This window comes from Dehalobacter sp. MCB1, from assembly GCF_003590275.1.
Classification (GTDB): Bacteria; Bacillota; Desulfitobacteriia; order Desulfitobacteriales; family Syntrophobotulaceae; genus Dehalobacter.
The window spans coordinates 94,266-110,841 of sequence record NZ_LXPC01000009.1 but is presented as its reverse complement, the minus strand read 5'-3'; the positions used below and the strand labels follow the sequence as shown (position 1 = coordinate 110,841).

General features: G+C 44.9%; 12 protein-coding genes. 3 read left to right on the top strand and 9 right to left on the bottom strand.

All coding sequences use genetic code 11. The features are described from left to right. Positions 1-2: 2 nt before the first annotated feature. Entirely contained in the window at positions 3-1,418 is a 1,416-nt protein-coding gene (locus A7K50_RS06015) for an MFS transporter (protein WP_119774999.1), read from the top strand. 450 nt (positions 1,419-1,868) lie between these two features. Here the strand turns inward: A7K50_RS06015 and A7K50_RS06005 are convergent, their stop codons facing one another. Further along, positions 1,869-2,234, bottom strand: a complete 366-nt coding sequence (locus tag A7K50_RS06005) for an acyl-CoA synthetase (protein ID WP_020491253.1) — start codon at positions 2,232-2,234, stop codon at positions 1,869-1,871. Positions 2,235-2,518: 284 nt separating this feature from the next. Here A7K50_RS06005 and murC point away from each other — a divergent pair, with 284 nt between their 5' ends. Both murC and A7K50_RS05995 read left to right on the top strand, forming a co-directional pair. Beyond that, the gene (gene murC, locus A7K50_RS06000; protein ID WP_119774998.1) at positions 2,519-3,874 is read left to right on the top strand and encodes a UDP-N-acetylmuramate--L-alanine ligase; all 1,356 of its coding nucleotides are present in this window, start codon (positions 2,519-2,521) and stop codon (positions 3,872-3,874) included. Between the two features lie 49 nt (positions 3,875-3,923). Then, positions 3,924-4,691 (top strand): M15 family metallopeptidase, encoded by a 768-nt coding sequence (locus tag A7K50_RS05995; protein WP_119774997.1) that lies wholly within the window; start codon positions 3,924-3,926, stop codon positions 4,689-4,691. A gap of 17 nt (positions 4,692-4,708) precedes the next feature. On the opposite strand, the gene A7K50_RS05990 is transcribed toward A7K50_RS05995, so the two are convergent. The 8 genes from A7K50_RS05990 to A7K50_RS05955 all read right to left on the bottom strand — a co-directional run bounded on the left by A7K50_RS05990 (position 4,709) and on the right by A7K50_RS05955 (position 16,375). After that, positions 4,709-5,287: a hypothetical protein gene (locus A7K50_RS05990; protein WP_020491256.1), complete on the bottom strand. Its 579-nt coding sequence runs from the start codon at positions 5,285-5,287 to the stop codon at positions 4,709-4,711. After that, positions 5,288-6,061: an NAD(+) synthase gene (nadE, locus tag A7K50_RS05985; RefSeq protein ID WP_119774996.1), complete on the bottom strand. Its 774-nt coding sequence runs from the start codon at positions 6,059-6,061 to the stop codon at positions 5,288-5,290. Between the two features lie 353 nt (positions 6,062-6,414). Next, entirely contained in the window at positions 6,415-7,797 is a 1,383-nt protein-coding gene (gene argH / locus A7K50_RS05980; RefSeq protein ID WP_119774995.1) for an argininosuccinate lyase, read from the bottom strand. Between the two features lie 149 nt (positions 7,798-7,946). Further along, complete coding sequence (locus tag A7K50_RS05975; protein ID WP_020491259.1) at positions 7,947-9,152, bottom strand: argininosuccinate synthase; 1,206 nt, start codon at positions 9,150-9,152, stop codon at positions 7,947-7,949. A gap of 82 nt (positions 9,153-9,234) precedes the next feature. Then, positions 9,235-10,179, bottom strand: a complete 945-nt coding sequence (gene argF / locus A7K50_RS05970; RefSeq protein WP_119774994.1) for an ornithine carbamoyltransferase — start codon at positions 10,177-10,179, stop codon at positions 9,235-9,237. A gap of 210 nt (positions 10,180-10,389) precedes the next feature. Further along, positions 10,390-11,400 (bottom strand): inorganic phosphate transporter, encoded by a 1,011-nt coding sequence (locus A7K50_RS05965; RefSeq protein ID WP_119774993.1) that lies wholly within the window; start codon positions 11,398-11,400, stop codon positions 10,390-10,392. Then, positions 11,393-12,010, bottom strand: coding sequence for a DUF47 family protein (locus A7K50_RS05960; protein WP_119774992.1), 618 nt, complete (start codon positions 12,008-12,010; stop codon positions 11,393-11,395). Before A7K50_RS05960 ends, A7K50_RS05965 begins: the two co-directional genes overlap by 8 nt. A 132-nt stretch (positions 12,011-12,142) precedes the next feature. Next, positions 12,143-16,375: a 2-hydroxyacyl-CoA dehydratase gene (locus A7K50_RS05955; protein WP_243103664.1), complete on the bottom strand. Its 4,233-nt coding sequence runs from the start codon at positions 16,373-16,375 to the stop codon at positions 12,143-12,145. Between the last annotated feature and the right edge of the window lie 201 nt (positions 16,376-16,576).

Sequence of the window (16,576 nt, the reverse complement as noted above, 5' to 3'; positions counted from 1 at the left end):
TTATGAACGAACATCATGACCTCATCCACGATGACAGCAAAACGGTTAAGCGCACCCTTTTGTTTATAGCAACCGCAGGTTCCTTTCTGACTCCATTTATGATTTCATCGATCAATATTGCGCTGCCTGCAATTCAAAAGGAATTTGCAGCAGATGCTGTCGTTTTAAGCTGGATTGCGACATCTTTCCTGTTGTCTTCGGCTGTGTTTCTTCTTCCTATCGGCAAACTCGCCGACATCCTTGGCCGGACCAGGCTTTATAAATGGGGAATCATTTCGTTTACTGCATTTACTTTAGCTTCAGGTTTTGTACCGAATATTGAACTATTAATAATGATGCGAGTCTTGCAGGGAATTAGTGCGTCAATGATCGCGACTGCCGGAATGGCACTGATTACCTCGGTCTTTCCGCCGCAGGAACGCGGCAAAGCCCTGGGCTTTAATGTTTCAGCCATATATGTAGGACTTGGTGTCGGGCCTTTTCTAGGAGGATTCTTAACCAAGTATTGGGACTGGAGAAGCATTTTTTTGGTATTGGTTCCTTTGGGGGTCCTGATCACGGTTTTAACGATTACATATGTTAAGAGCGATTGGGCCGATGCCAAAAATGATAAACTGGATATTCCAGGCAGTATGATCTTCGCCGTTACCCTGATTGCGCTTATCTATGGTTCGAGTATTTTACCCGATATTCTCGGGATTATCCTGATCCTCTTCAGCATTGTTTGTTTTGTTTTCTTTGTGAAACGCCAGCTCAAGGTTCCGAATCCCGTGTTAGAAATCAGGCTTTTTCAGGATAACCGAGTTTTTGCCTTTTCCAACGTCGCAGCATTGATCAATTATGCTGGATCGTACTCCGTAACTTTTCTTCTGAGTCTATATCTGCAGTACGTCCAAGGTATGTCTTCAGAACATGCCGGAATCATCCTGATCATCCAACCTATTATCCAGTCTTTAATTTCCCCTTTGGCCGGACGTATATCCGATAAAAAAGAACCTGCCAATATTGCCTCCTTGGGAATGGCTGCAACCGCCGCAGGCTTGTTTCTTCTTTCCTTTATCGGTCCGCATACTTCTCTGTTCCTGATCATAGCTGCTTTGATGGTGCTAGGTATTGGATTTGCCTTATTCTCTTCTCCGAATACCAATGCAGTCATGAGTTCCGTAGATAAGCATTATTACGGGATTGCCTCCGCCTCAGTATCTGTGATGAGGGTTCTCGGTCAGATGTTAAGTATGGCTACAGCTACGCTGCTGATTTCTATATTTGTCGGCAAAAACCAGATTACTCCTGAATACTATCCGCAGTTTTTACAGAGTATTCACCTTGCTTTTCTGATCTCAGCCTGCTTTTGTGCTGTCGGTATTTTCTTCTCTTTAGCCCGCGGTAAAATCCACGTCAATAATATTCAGGCATAAGGTTGTTGTTCCTTGTTATCCATCAACTGCAGCATTAGGCTGTATGTGGCATCATGAAGATACCCGGCAGCTTAACTGACCGGGTATCTGTCTCCGCTACAGGGCGGATAGCCTTCGAAAAAGGTTACTTACCTTACGGTATTTCCCTTTTCCCAATACTATCTTTTGCAGCTTTAGGTAATAATATTCGCAGGTTGATTTTGATTTGTTGGTTCTTGATTATTTTATTTAAATCAAAATATTATTTTTTCCCTGTTGTAAATTAAACCATAATTTGTCGGTATTATGGTTTAAGATGGATAATCTGGTTATATTATTTATTTGATTTTTGTGTATTTTATGATTATTATTATATTGTCTTCGTTTTACTCATTTAGTCTCATTTTTTGACCTTCAATTTATAAGAAGGTCTTTTTTTGGTTTAAATTTGGTTTAATTATAAAATTCATCTTAATAATCACGAAGAACAGAGCGCAGGATTTTTCCAGATCTGGTCATTGGTAGTTTTTCACGAATTAATACCCAGATGGGCATTTTAAATGAAAAGCTATTTCTGATGTACTGTTCTACAGCCGAGCAGTACTGTTCTCTTTCTTTCTTCGCCGAAAAAGAATCTTCCAGCGCCAGATATACTTTGAGGATCACGCTTTCACCATCCTGGATGTTAACGATGACGCCTGCTTCAAGTACTTTGGGATAATTATAAAGAGCAGACTCCACTTGGTAGTAACTTATAAATTTATCATTAACGATTAGACCGTCAAGCTCCCGGCCATTTAAGATTTTAAAGTCAGGTAGTGCTGCATATCCAGACATTGCGTTTTCCTCCCTTCTTACGACAATACATTGCAGTTTATAAACCAAACTGTAAAATGCGTATAAATCTTATATTTTAGTCGTATTTGTATTATAATATTAAATGCGGCTTTTGCCCTATCGATTTAAGGTTAATGGCATCGTTGGAAGGCTGAACAGCTCTAATTCTCATGTTAACTGTTTTTCAGGAAGAATGTCTTTGATTTACGTATTGTACAGATACCTTTTTCAAGATATTTGGGTATAATGTAATAGGAATAGAATACCGGAAGGAAAGATGCACATTGCAATTACATATTCATTTTGTCGGCATAAAAGGAACCGGAATGAGCGCTCTTGCCCAGATTACACCCTTGATAGAAGATGCCGAGATTACCGGATCCGATGTACCGCAAAGATTTTTTACAGACGTTGTATTAGAGAAGGCAGGCATTGAAGTCCTGAACTTTGATTCAGAGAATGTGGTCGGTGCTGATTTGGTTGTCACCTCTGCCGCTTACGGTGACAGTCACCCGGAGATTAGACGGGCCAGAGAGCTTAACATACAGGTACTGACTTACCCTCAATTTCTGAGCAAACTGATGTCCAAGAAAAAAGGAGTCTGTGTAACCGGGACTCACGGCAAGACTACGACAACTGCTATGGCTGGAAAAATCCTGCTTGATGCAGGTTTGGACCCTACGATTGTCGTAGGCAGCGACGTGCCCTGTATTGGCGGCAACGCCCATGCTGGCCAAGGAGAACTCTTTTTAGCTGAATCCTGCGAATACCGGAGGCACTTCTTAAATTACTCTCCCGAGCACCTGATTATTACCAACATGGAACTGGATCATCCCGATTATTTTAAGGATCTGGATGATGTGGTCTGCGCTTTTTCCGAACTTGCCTGCAAGCTGCCTGCTGAGGGCAATCTGATTATCTGGCATGATGATCCGAATATAGATAGAATTAAGACCAAAGCAACGGTTACAACTTTTGGTTTCTCTGCTGATGCTGATGTCAGCGCTGCAAACGTTGTTTTCGATAATGACGGAAGCTGTTTCGATGTGATGATGAATAAAAAAAATGTGGGTAAGTTGCATTTGACTGTATCAGGGAAACATAACATTCTGGATGCCCTGGCTGCCATAGCCCTGACTTCCAGGCTAGGAATATCGATGAATACCGTCCTTCAGGCGCTCAGTGGCTTTAATGGTACTAAAAGAAGATTCGAACGTCTTGGCACAAAACATGGGGCAGTTATTGTTGACGATTATGCCCATCACCCGACAGAAATCCAAACGACCTTGGACGGAGCAAGGCTTTCCTACCCTGGCAGAAGAATCCGGGCGGTATTTCAGCCACATACCTTCAGCCGGACTGAAAAACTTTTTTATGAGTTTTCCCAAGCCTTTCAGGATGCCGATGAGGTTTTGCTGGCAGAAATTTTTTCTTCGGCTCGCGAAAAAAAAGCCGGGGTCAATCCGATCTCTTCAGCAAAACTTGCCGACTTAATGAGAGAGAAAGGAATTACCACCCGTTATTTTTCAACGCTGGACGAAATTAGTTCTTATCTTGACCAAACGCTCGAAGAAGGCGATCTCGTTATTACGCTCGGAGCGGGTGATATATACAAAGTAGGGCAAAACTTGGTCTCTTAAGCACTATTTCCTGACCACTAAGGAATCTCGACGATATACAGGAGAAAAGATGAAAAATAAGTTGATTTTTTCTTTACTTGTCATTCTATTTATGATCTTTTTCATAAGCGGTTGTAGTCAAATGAGCATTCCTGATGCTTTGTCTAATTCTGATGGTTCGCAAACATTTGCAGAAAACGTTCCGGTTGATACCTTTATGCTAAAAATCGGCGCTGCGAGTAAGGAAGCGATAAATTATCACGATGTTGTGAGCATTGCTGTTTTGGTGAATAAACAAAACCAGCTTCCCTCCGATTATGTTCCGCCGGATCTGGTTGAAGTCAATATTCCTTTTACTTTTAAGGAAAAAGCTGAGAAAAGAATGCTGCGTCAGGAAGCTGCTGCGAAGCTCGAGGAATTATTTTCTACTGCGAAAGAAAATGGTGTAATTCTTTATGGTGTATCAGGCTACCGTTCCTATCAAACGCAGCAGGATTTATTTGCGAGTTTTACCCGGCGGTACGGAACGGAGGAAAAAGCCAATCAAATCAGTGCGAGACCCGGTGAAAGTGAACACCAAACCGGTCTGGCAATGGATGTATCCTGCCAGAGCGTTAACTTCGGTCTGGAAGAGACATTTGGTGATACGGACGAATATGTCTGGCTGAAAGATAATGCTTATCGTTTCGGCTTTATCATCCGCTACCCAAAGGGCAAAGAATACCTGACGGAATATACCTACGAACCTTGGCATCTGCGCTACGTCGGACAAGACCTGGCCACGAAACTCTATGAACAGCAAATAACGTACGAAGAATACCTGTTCTTCAAGATATAATAAGCTTATATAATTTCCTACCGGTTAATATCGTTCCTGCTGAATTGCTCAATATAACATACAACGTCATTCCAGCCATAGCACCGTGTGACGCCTTCTGGAAGATTTCCGCGGTTATAAGGCGCATCCATCAGCAACACCGGAATGCCCATGGAAACGATCTCCACTGAATTGGAAATAAAGTCATCGACGAACACATCAATACCGTGTTCCTTGACCGCAATGGTCTTGCTGAGCCCCCCAGTGAATATCTTTTCACCCGGGGGGATTTGTTTTTCTTCAAGCCACTTTTTGGTGACCAGTTCCTCAGCTCCCGGCTTTCTGGCTGTCACATAAATGATTTCATGCCCTGCTTCTGTTAAGGAAACGATACTCTCAACCGATCCTTTGACAGGCTCCGGCGTTGAGAAAAGAATCTCCATATTTTTGTTAAAAAAGGTGTCAAGTTCATTCCAGTCAACGTCGTAGACTTTCGACATATCATCGTTGTCAATTTCCATAATATTTTTACCGTATTGTTTGTTGAGTTCTTCTGTAAACACAGGAAAACTGTCCGCGACGACGCCGTCTATATCTAATCCAATCCGTAGTTTCATCTAATCCAGCCTCTCTGGTTTTTCTAATTCGATGGTTGGGGGCAATTGCCGTTTATGCTCACTCATTTTATGCAGTCTTTCAATTTTGGCGACAACATCGTCAGGAATCTTTTCTCCTAGAAGATATCTATCGATAAGATCATAGGAAAAACCCATCTCTCCTTCATCGGTCTGGCCCTGCCAAAGACCTGCAGTCGGTGTCCTGGAAGCTATTTTTTCCGGCAGGCCGAGTACGCTTGCCCAAGCTCTTACTTCCGTCTTAGTAAGTGAGCTGATCGGCAGAAGATCCACGCCGCCATCCCCATATTTCGTAAAGTATCCGGTATAGCTCTCGGGAGCGTTGTCTGTCCCGACAACCAAATACTCTCTAATATTGGCTACCGTATACAGCGTAGACATACGTAGCCGGGCTTTAAGGTTCCCTTGTCCTGCCTGCAGAATATTTCTAGGCTTCTGATCAGCTTTTAAAGCGGTCTTTACCTGGCCATAAATGGCTTCATGCGCTTCTTTGAGATCAATCTCTATCACTTCCATTCCAAGGGTTTCTGCAATTAAATAGGCATCCTCGCGATCCGCAGGATTTGATTGGCATGGCATGATCACACCAAGGCATTTATCAGGAAATGCTTTTTTACATAAACCTGCCACCACCGCAGAATCTACACCTCCGGAAATTCCGCAGACCAAACCTTTGGTCTTTGCTTCAGCGTTTTTTTCGCGAAGCCATTTTACAACCTGCTTTTGGCGTTCCAGTATTTCTTCAGTACTCCACACCGGTACGGCCTCCTTTTTCATTTCACAATAGTTTAATGATCATTCAAATATTTAGCAAATTTTAGACATAAAATTTAAACTTTTATATTTTTTTAAAACCCATTCTTTTAACTTAATCCACAATATCCACATTTTTATCCACAAAATTTCAAGATGACCGTTAGATTCTGTCAGCATTCTTTGCTATGTACTGCCATTCCAGCATCACCGGCCATTTGTTATTTGCACAATTTTTACATTCTAATTACATATTCTTAACATATTCTTAAAATTTCTTGATTAATACTCTGAAGGATGCGAAATGTACCATTATTCGTGCTAAATTTACACTTGATTGTTTTTTTAATTGTGTTTTACCACCTTAGTTGATCCAAGGTTTCTTTGCTTAACCGTATTGCTGTCTGAACAGCCTCCGGTGCAGGACCTCCGGTAACGCTCCTCTTCTGAACGCAGGTTTGAAGAGAAATGGCCCGATAAAGATCTTCCTCGAAGAATTCGGATACTGTTTTCAGTTCTTTCAGCGTCAGATCTTCCAACGAACAGCTCCTGCGGGAACACTCCAGTACCAGCCTGCCCACAATCGCATGGGCTTCGCGGAAAGGAACATTCTTCTTAGCCAGATAATCAGCCAGGTCTGTGGCATTGGTAAAGCCCTTTTTAGCTTCCCTTTCCATAATATCGGCATTCACTTTCATGGTAGCTAGCATCGGCCGGATGACCAGCAGCGATTTTTGGATGGTGTCCACAGCATCAAATACACATTCCTTGTCCTCCTGCATGTCTTTGTTATAGGCCAGAGGGAGTCCTTTCATAACGGTGAGCAGTGTCATGAGATCCCCATACACCCTGCCGGTTTTCCCTCTAACGAGTTCGGCAACATCAGGATTCTTCTTTTGCGGCATGATGCTCGATCCGGTGGCATAGGCATCATCAATCGAAACGAAGCAGAATTCGCCGCTCGACCAGACGATCAGTTCTTCACACAGCCTGCTCAAATGCATCATTATAATGGATGCCGCTGCCAGGAATTCCAAAGCAAAATCTCTATCGCTGACGCCGTCTAAACTGTTGAGCGTGACACCGTCAAAATTCAGTTCAGCAGCCACTTCTTCCCGGCGCAAAGCAAAGGTCGTACCCGCCAGCGCTCCCGATCCGAGCGGGGAAAGGTTCAGTCTCTTGCGGGTATCTCCGAGCCGTCCCAGATCGCGCAAAAACATTTGGACATAGGCCATAAGATGATGGCTCAGGGTAATTGGCTGGGCCTTTTGCAGATGGGTATATCCGGGCATCCAAGTCTTAAGATGTTCGGAGCACAAGTCAAGCAGGGTTCCCAGCAGCGCAGTGAGGAGATCTTTCGTGTTGTCAATTTCTTCTCTTAAGAACAGCCGAAAGTCCAGTGCAACCTGATCATTCCGGCTGCGGCCGGTATGGAGTTTTTTACCGGTATCACCGATTCTTTCCGTAAGCAATTTCTCAATGTTCATATGGATGTCTTCGGCTCCGACTTCAAATTCAATCCTCCCCGCCTGAATATCCGCCAGAATGCATTCCAGTCCTCCTATTATTTTCTCCGTTTCTTCGGCTGACAGGATGCCTATTCTGCCAAGCATTCCGGCATGAGCGATGCTGCCCATAATATCAAATTTATAGAGACGCTGGTCGAATGAGATCGATGAGTGGAAATCTTCGACCAGGGAATCAGTGTCTTTCTCAAAACGTCCTCCCCAAAGTTTCATTGGTTTAACTCCTTCCGAATTAAAATTAAGTATAGTATAACGCAACAATATGACAGAACACAAGGATGTGCAATGTGCCTAGACCATTGACATCCTTGTGCTCTATGCCCACAAATCTATGCTCGCGCACCGTGACGTATCTATCAGACTTAACGTAAGCCTGATTTTCTTTCCATTAAAGCACGTACTTTTAAAGGCAGACCAAAAAGATTAATAAAGCCTTCTGCATCTTTTTGGTTGTAGACTGCATCTTCGCCGAATGTTGCAAATTCTTCATTATAAAGTGAATACGGAGATTTTACCCCGACTGGTGTACAGTTGCCTTTATACAGTCTTATCCTGACTGTTCCGGTGACATTCTTCTGGGTGACTTTCACAAATGCATCGAGGGCTTCTCTGAGAGGCGAGTACCAGACACCATCGTAGACCATCTCCGCATACTTCAGTGCAATTTGTTCCTTATAATGCAGGGTCTGACGGTCAAGAGTCAGCAGCTCCAGCGCATTATGCGCAGCATAAAGAATCGTCCCGCCCGGAGTCTCATAGACACCGCGTGATTTCATCCCGACAAGCCTGTTTTCAACCATGTCGACGATCCCGATCCCATTCTTGCCGCCCAGGGCATTCAATTTCTCGATCAGCTGAATCGGTGCAAGCTTCTCTCCATCGACAGCTACCGGTATGCCCTTTTCGAAATCAATCAGCACATACGCGGCCTGGTCCGGCGCCTGCATCGGAGAAACCCCGAGTAGATAGAGATCATCCTTCGGTTCATTCCAGGGATCCTCGAGGTCACCGCCTTCATGGCTTAAATGCCACAGGTTCCGGTCCATGCTGTAGGGTCTGTCCTTGGTAACCGGGACAGGGATTCCGCGTTCTTTGGCATAATCAATCGCATCATCCCGTGATTTGATATCCCACTCTCTCCACGGAGCAATAATTTTCAGATCAGGATTCAGCGCTTTGACAGCCAGTTCGAAGCGAACCTGATCGTTGCCTTTCCCTGTCGCGCCGTGAGCAACAGCGACTGCGCCTTCTTCTTCGGCAATCTCCACAAGCCGTCTAGCAATAAGCGGACGGGCAAAAGATGTTCCCAGAAGATATTTGCCTTCATACACGGCTCCTGCCTGAAGTGTCGGGTAAATGAAATCCGTAATGAATTCTTCCCTCAAATCTTCGATATACAATTTAGTGGCTCCGGTTTTTGCAGCCTTCTCATGAAGAGGTTCCAGTTCCTCTCCCTGTCCCAAATCTGCCGCCATCGCGATAACCTCATAGCCATAGTTTTCTTTCAGCCATGGAATAATGATGGACGTATCCAGTCCACCTGAATAGGCAAGTACTACTTTAGCCATACGCTGTCTCCTTTATTTTTTAATCAGTTTCTTCTGTAATATTTCTGTCTTATTTCAGTTAGTTTCTCAGTAATTATATGGACTACATGACCAGTGCCATAATCGCTTTATGGGCGTGAAGCCGGTTTTCAGCCTCCTGAAATACCACAGATTGAGGACCTTCGATCACTTTGTCGGTGATCTCTTCTCCGCGGTGGGCAGGCAGACAGTGCATGACGATCGCTTCAGGATGAGCTGCCCCAAGCACCTCGTCATTGATCTGATACGGCGCAAAAACTTTCTTTCTGATTTCGCTTTCTTCTTCTTGTCCCATACTGGCCCAGACATCGGTATAGAGAATATCTGCTCCCCTGGCAGCCGCCACAGGATCTTCGACGACCTGCACCGTACTTCTGTTGAGAGATGCATTCTTCAAAGCCAGATCCATAATTTCCGGTACTGGCTGGTATCCCTGAGGTGAAGCAATCACAATGTTCATGCCCATCTTGCTGCCGCCAAGCAGCAGGGAATTTGCCACATTATTGCTGTCACCAATATAGGTTAATTTCAGTCCCTGAATTTTGCCTTTTGTTTCTTTAATAGTCAAAAGGTCGGCCAGAATCTGTGTCGGATGCAGAAAATCGCTCAGGCCATTGATCACTGGCACAGACGAATGCTCGGCAAGATCAAGAACCTCCTGATGACTGAACGTTCTGATCATAATGCCGTCAACCATCCTGGACAAGACTCTTGCTGTATCCTGGATCGGTTCACCGCGGCCCAGTTGGATATCTCGGGCGCTCAGAAACATTCCGGAGCCGCCGAGCTGATAAATACCGGCCTCAAATGCCACTCTGGTTCTCGTCGAAGATTTGGTAAAAATCATTGCCAAAACCTTTCCCTGCAGGACAGGGTGGGGAATTCCGGCATTTCTATCAGCCTTCAATTCCATGGCGACGTCAACCATGTATGAGATTTCTTCTGCTGTGAAAGCATTCAGTGTAATAAAATCTCTGCCTTTAAACTTGTCTTTGTTTAATTGAACCATCATTATTCTCCTTCATCTCAATCATACGCAATACTGTATTATTATACTTCATCATGCATAATTATTCAATAGCCCTGATGAAAAAGAAGCTATCCCCAGACGGGTAACCCTTACCCTCCTGAGGATTAAAAACGAAAACATCTATAACGTCAGCTGGGATTTATCCGATATAACATTCAGAATTCCAGTATCTTACGTTAGAATATTAGATCAAAGAATTCTCTCCACGAGTGTAATCAGATAATAAGACAGAGCTGCGACGATTGCCGTGGAAGGAATCGTCAGACACCAGGCCATCAGCATCTGCTGCGCAACGCCCCAGCGCACGGCCGAAATACGTTTGGCGGCGCCTACCCCCATAATGGAACCGGATACCACGTGCGTGGTACTGACCGGCAGATGGAGACCCGGAAACGCCGTCGCTACCCAGATAACGATCGAGGATGACAAATCTGCAGCAAAGCCGTTGATCGGCTCAATTTTAAAGATTTTAGCACCAAGCGTATGAATGATTCTCCAGCCGCCCACTGCTGTACCACAAGCAATGGCTAATCCGCACAAGAACTTTACCCAGAGCTGAACATCCATCGTTGACTGTACCCCCGCGGCGACAAGCGCCAGCGTGATAATACCCATGGATTTCTGCGCGTCATTGGAACCATGGTTAAACGCAAGGAGTGCGGCTGAAACCATCTGCAGCCTCCGGAAGATACTGTTCGTTTTCATCGGCGCTTTATTGCGGAACAGGTAATATAGAATCGTCATAATCAGATAACCGAGTCCCATGCCGACGAGCGGTGAGCACAGCAGCGCCAAGATAATTTTCTTGATGCCGGCCCCTTGGACAACACCGAGTCCCGCTGCAGCGATCCCGGCTCCGAGGATTCCCCCAATAATCGCGTGGGAAGAACTGCTCGGAATACCAAAATACCATGTCAAAAGATTCCAAAAAATCGCTCCAATCAGTGCGGCGATCATCACTTCGGAAGTAACACTGTTCGCATCGACAATGTCCTTTGCAATGGTCTTGGCAACCCCCGTGCTGTACATCGCACCGATGAAATTGAGTACCGCGGCCATAATGATTGCGGTTCTTGGCGTAAGCGCTCTTGTCGAAACCGAAGTGGCTATGGCATTGGCAGTATCATGAAATCCGTTGATAAAATCAAATGCCAATGCAAATAGTACGACAACGAATAATGCAATATGCAGACTAGACATATTTTAATACGACCCCTTTTATTACAAGCGCAAGATCTTCACAACGGTCCGTGGCGTCTTCCAGATGTTCCAGTATTTCTTTCCATTTAATGATTTCAATCGGATTGCTTTCATTTTCAAACAGCTTGCCTACTTCACTCCGGTATAAACGATCTCCCTCGCTTTCTAGTTTATGAATTTTTTCTGTGTTTTCAAGAATAAGATTTAATTTGGTGCGAATACTGGGAAGGTTGTCCACAGATATTTTAATAATATGAATACAGTCATCCAGAACTCGAATCAGCTCTTCAACCCCAGAGTGGGGTGGCGTCGCTTTATACATGATCATCCGTTCCAAGGCGCCTTGAATAAAATCAATGATATCATCCATGTTTGTCGCCAACGCGTAGAGGTCTTCCCTGTCCATTGGCGTCACCAGTGTCTTATTCAGGTTGTCAATGATCTTGTTGGTAATATCGTCGGCACGGTGTTCCAAATCAATGAGTTCCTTCATCTTAACCGGGAAAGTGGTGGGATCCTTAATTGCTTCTTTTAATACCAGCGAGCTTTCGCAAATAAGCTGCGCATTTTCCTTCATAAGTACAAAAAAGTCGCTTTCTTTTTTTGACACAGTCTTTACTTCCTCCTTTATTATGACCTGGTGAAATCTTCCCACACTATCTTAGCACAAGAGCCGAGGATAAGATACTCAAATTTATAAAAAACAGGCACTTAAAACAATAGGCAGAATAGACCAAAAGATTCAGCCAAAAGCTCTCTCCAGCATCAGCTTAATCCGATTGATCTGGTTCACTTCACTGGCTCCGGGATCATAATCCACAGCAACAATATTGGTCTGGGGATACCGCTCTTTCAGGGTTTTGATCATTCCTTTGCCGGTAATATGATTTGGCAGACAGGCAAACGGCTGCATGCAGATAATATTGTTGGCGCCGCTTTTGATCAGTTCCACCATTTCCGCAGTCAGCAGCCAACCCTCTCCGGTCTGGTTACCCAGGGAAAGGAATGGCTTGACACTTTCCGCCATCTCCTGAATCGTCGGCGGGATATCAAATCTTTTACTATTCTTTAAGGCAGCCCTTAAATCTTCACGATAGCTTTCCGTATACTTGACTAACAGATTTCCGATGACTCTGGAAGATCGCTTACCGGCAAGATATCTGTAGTTGAATTCCTTCCCGTAGCAGCAGTAAAGGAAAAACTCCATCAGTCCCGGAACTACCATTTCTGCGCCCTCTTTTTCAATAAACTCGGCCATGTTGTTATTCGCCGCAGGGTGAAATTTTACGAGGATCTCCCCGACTAGACCAACCCTGGGTTTTCTCCGCTGAACAATCTCAATATTTTCAAAATCCCGAACAATGCCCTTCAAGTTTTCACGAAATAAGCTGCGGTCTCCATTGGCAACATTGATCTTGCAGATATTTATCCACTTCCGAAGAAGCAGATCCGCTGTTCCCGTATTTATTTCATAAGGCCTTACACGGTAGAAAACCTTCATCAGCAGGTCTCCGTAAAGCATCGCCATGATTGCTTTGACCGCCATGGAGACCGTCAGCTTAAATCCGGGATTTTTCTCTAAGCCTGAGACATTGAGTGAGAGTATTGGGATGTGTTCCAGTCCCGAGACCTGAAGCGCTTTCTTTAACAGCCCCAAATAATTGCTGGCCCGGCAGGGTCCCCCAGTCTGGGTTATAATGACCGAGGTGTTGTTCAGATCGTATTTTCCGGATTTTAACGCTCTTAATAGCTGCCCGATAATAATGACCGAAGGGTAACAGGAATCATTGTTAACATATTTCAAGCCTTCTTCAATATCTTCTTTATCAACTCTAGCCAGTACTTCAAAACGGTACCCCTCCGAACGGGCGACCTCCTGGGCAAATTCAAAATGGATCGGCGCCATCTGCGGAGCAAGAATGGTATGTGTCTTACGCATTTCCTTGGTAAAGATTGGTCTCTGAACAGTATTCGGCCCCTTTGCCGGATCCTCCATCAGATGATCATGCTTTATTCTGACATCCATCGCAGCTTTAAGTGAGCGGAGCCTTATTCTGACCGCACCCAGATTGCTGACCTCATCTATTTTAATCATGGTATAGATTTTACCGGCTTTATGTAAAATTTCCTGGGCTTGTTCCGCAGCTATCGAATCTGGCCCGCAGCCAAATGAGTTTAACTGGACAAGTTCGAGCTCCGGTCGTCCGGCAACAAAATCTGCTGCTTCGTAAAGCCGGGAGTGATACATCCACTGGTCCAGCACCCGGAGCGGTCTGATCACTTTTCCAAGATGGGCTACCGAATCCTCGGTAAGCACTGCCATCCCGAGAGCCGTGATGACTTTAGGTATGCCGTGGTTGACTTCCTGATCGAGATGGTAAGGCCTGCCGGAAAGAACAATCCCACGATTCCCTGTTTCAGCAAGCCACCGCAAGACCTCTTCTCCTTTTTTGCGGATATCTCGTTTGAAATTAAGATCTTCATCCCAGGCTGCGTCGACGGCCTGGATGATTTCTGCAAGGGTCATACCTAAATGTTTCAGCTCTTCATATAATCTCTTACTAAGCATTTTTTTATCTTCATACGGCAGAAAAGGGTTCCAGAATCGGACACCGCTTTGCTTTAACTCATCCATATTGGCTTTGATCACTTCCGGATAAGCGCTGATCACCGGGCAATTAAAGCAGTTGTCCGCCCCGGCTATTTCTTTTCTCTCCTTCGGTATGCAGGGATAAAATATGAATTTCACGCCTTGTTTAATCAATGACACGATATGACCGTGAACAAGTTTGGCAGGATAACAAACGGTATCGGAACAAATTGTCTCCATGCCCGCCTCATAAATCTTCCGGGTGGAAACCGGCGACAGCTCCACCCGGAAACCAAGACGGGTGAAAAAGGTAAACCAAAAAGGATAATTCTCGAACATATTCAAAACCCTTGGGATCCCAATGGTTCCTCTGACTGCTTTCCCTTTGGCCAGCGGCGTATAATGAAAGATCCTGTTCAGTTTATAGGCATAGAGATCCGGAATTTCATCTGTCTGATCGCGTTCCGATCCTTTTTCACAGCGGTTTCCTGTGATGTGCCTGCGCCCGTCGCCGAAACAGTTGACCGTAAGCAAACAGTGGTTCTGACAGTTTCCGCAGCGGGCCGCGCTGACTTCCACCGAAAAGTTATTGAGTTGCTCTGGGGAAAGCAGCGACGTAACCACTCCCTCCCGCCAGGCGTTCCTGGCCAGGAGGGCCGCGCCAAAAGCGCCCATGAGGCCAGCAATGTCCGGACGGACGACTTCTCGGCCGATGGTCTGTTCCAGGCTGCGAACCACAGCATCATTCAAGAAAGTTCCTCCCTGGACAATAACCTTTTCACCGAATTCCTCAGAACTTTTTAACTTAATTACTTTATAGAGCGCGTTTTTTATCACGGAGTAGGATAATCCTGCCGAAATATCCGCGACCGTCATGCCTTCTTTTTGGGCCTGTTTAACTTTGGAATTCATGAAAACGGTACATCTTGATCCTAAATCAGCAGGATTTTGAGCCAAAAGTCCTTTGCGGGCAAAATCCGCCACATTCATTTCCAGTGACCTCGCAAATGTTTCAATAAACGAACCGCAGCCGGATGAACAGGCTTCATTTAGCATAATATTTTCAATCACACCGTTTTTTACTTTGAGGCACTTCATATCCTGTCCGCCAATGTCCAGAATCAGGTTGACTCCAGGCAAAAAATGATTGGCGGCTGTGTAATGAGCAATGGTCTCGACTTCCCCCATATCAAAAAAAAGAGCTGCCTGAACCAGTTTTTCTCCGTAGCCAGTCACGGCAGAATAAGCAATTTCCGTATTTTCTGGAAGCCTGTTGTATAGTTCTTTCAGAATATTGACTGCTGAATCCAAAGGGTTGCCTTCATTATTGGTATAGGCGGAATAAAGAAGGGTGCCTTGCGGATCGATTAAAACAGCTTTTGTCGTGGTGGATCCGACATCCAGACCAAAAAAACATTGGCCCTGGTACGTCTCTAGCTGATTTGTGCTGACAATATTTTGGGCATGCCGCCTAACAAATGCGCGGTATTCCTCTTCATCTGCAAAAAGCGGATCAAGTCTAGCTGTTTCATACTGAAGTTTTTTTAGATCTGTTTTCAATTTTTGACCAAGCTGTTCAAATGTAATATCTTTATCCTGAACAGAGGCAAGGGCCGCTCCGATAGCCACATAAACTTCGGAATTTTCCGGCACAAGCATATCTTCATCCTTGAGCCCCAATGTTTCCTGAAAGCGAACCCTTAGCTGTGGCAGGAAGTGAAGCGGCCCTCCAAGGAAGCCAACTTTTCCTTTAATTTTATGTCCGCAGGAGAGCCCTCCAATAGTTTGATTCACAACCGCCTGAAAGATCGAAGCTGCAATGTCCTCCTTGCGGACTCCTTCATTTAAGAGAGGCTGAATATCGGTTTTGGCAAAAACTCCGCAACGAGCGGCAATCGGATAGATGACCCGGCTTTGGGCAGCCAGCGCATCTAGACCAGCCGCATCCGTCTTTAACAGGACAGCCATTTGATCAATAAAAGCGCCCGTTCCTCCCGCACAAATCCCATTCATCCGCTGATCAAACCCCTTGTAAAAAAAGGTTATCTTGGCATCTTCTCCCCCAAGCTCAATGACAACATCGGTTCCTGGCAGATAACGGTCCACTGCTTTGCTTCCGGCGATGACCTCCTGAATAAATGAAATGCCCAGATGCTCAGCCACAGCCAGTCCGCCTGAACCTGTAACTGCTACCGTCAGCGGAAATGCGGCATATTTCTGGCCGGCTTCCTCCACCAGTCTTTGCAACGTGCTCCAGATATCCGAGTAATGCCGGGTATACCGGCTGAACAACAGAACGCCTTCTTTATTTAAGACAGCTATTTTAATAGTGGTGGAGCCTATGTCTATCCCAACATGAAGGTTATTCTTATCTTTGTCAGTGATTCTTTGATGATGTGAATTCAGGTTGCATTCCCCCTCAAACAAATTCAGCAGAATTATTTTTCCATCTGAGGGGGTTATTATTCATTGTCTACCTTACCGTCTGAAGTTATTAGAAAAAATAATATAAATTTTTCTACCCACTTTCCGTCCTTCGTGTTAATATAATCTTATGGGATCATCATGGGATATCAATACCCAAAC

Bases quoted from the DNA above. Each gene is read 5' to 3' on its own strand.
- A7K50_RS06005 (WP_020491253.1), bottom strand. From the start codon at position 2,234: ATGTCTGGATATGCAGCACTACCTGACTTTAAAATCTTAAATGGCCGG.
- A7K50_RS05990 (WP_020491256.1), bottom strand. From the start codon at position 5,287: ATGAAACTACGGATTGGATTAGATATAGACGGCGTCGTCGCGGACAGT.
- argH (WP_119774995.1), bottom strand. From the start codon at position 7,797: ATGAAACTTTGGGGAGGACGTTTTGAGAAAGACACTGATTCCCTGGTC.
- argF (WP_119774994.1), bottom strand. From the start codon at position 10,179: ATGGTTCAATTAAACAAAGACAAGTTTAAAGGCAGAGATTTTATTACA.
- A7K50_RS05995 (WP_119774997.1), top strand. From the start codon at position 3,924: ATGAAAAATAAGTTGATTTTTTCTTTACTTGTCATTCTATTTATGATC.
- A7K50_RS05975 (WP_020491259.1), bottom strand. From the start codon at position 9,152: ATGGCTAAAGTAGTACTTGCCTATTCAGGTGGACTGGATACGTCCATC.
- A7K50_RS06015 (WP_119774999.1), top strand. From the start codon at position 3: ATGAACGAACATCATGACCTCATCCACGATGACAGCAAAACGGTTAAG.
- A7K50_RS05965 (WP_119774993.1), bottom strand. From the start codon at position 11,400: ATGTCTAGTCTGCATATTGCATTATTCGTTGTCGTACTATTTGCATTG.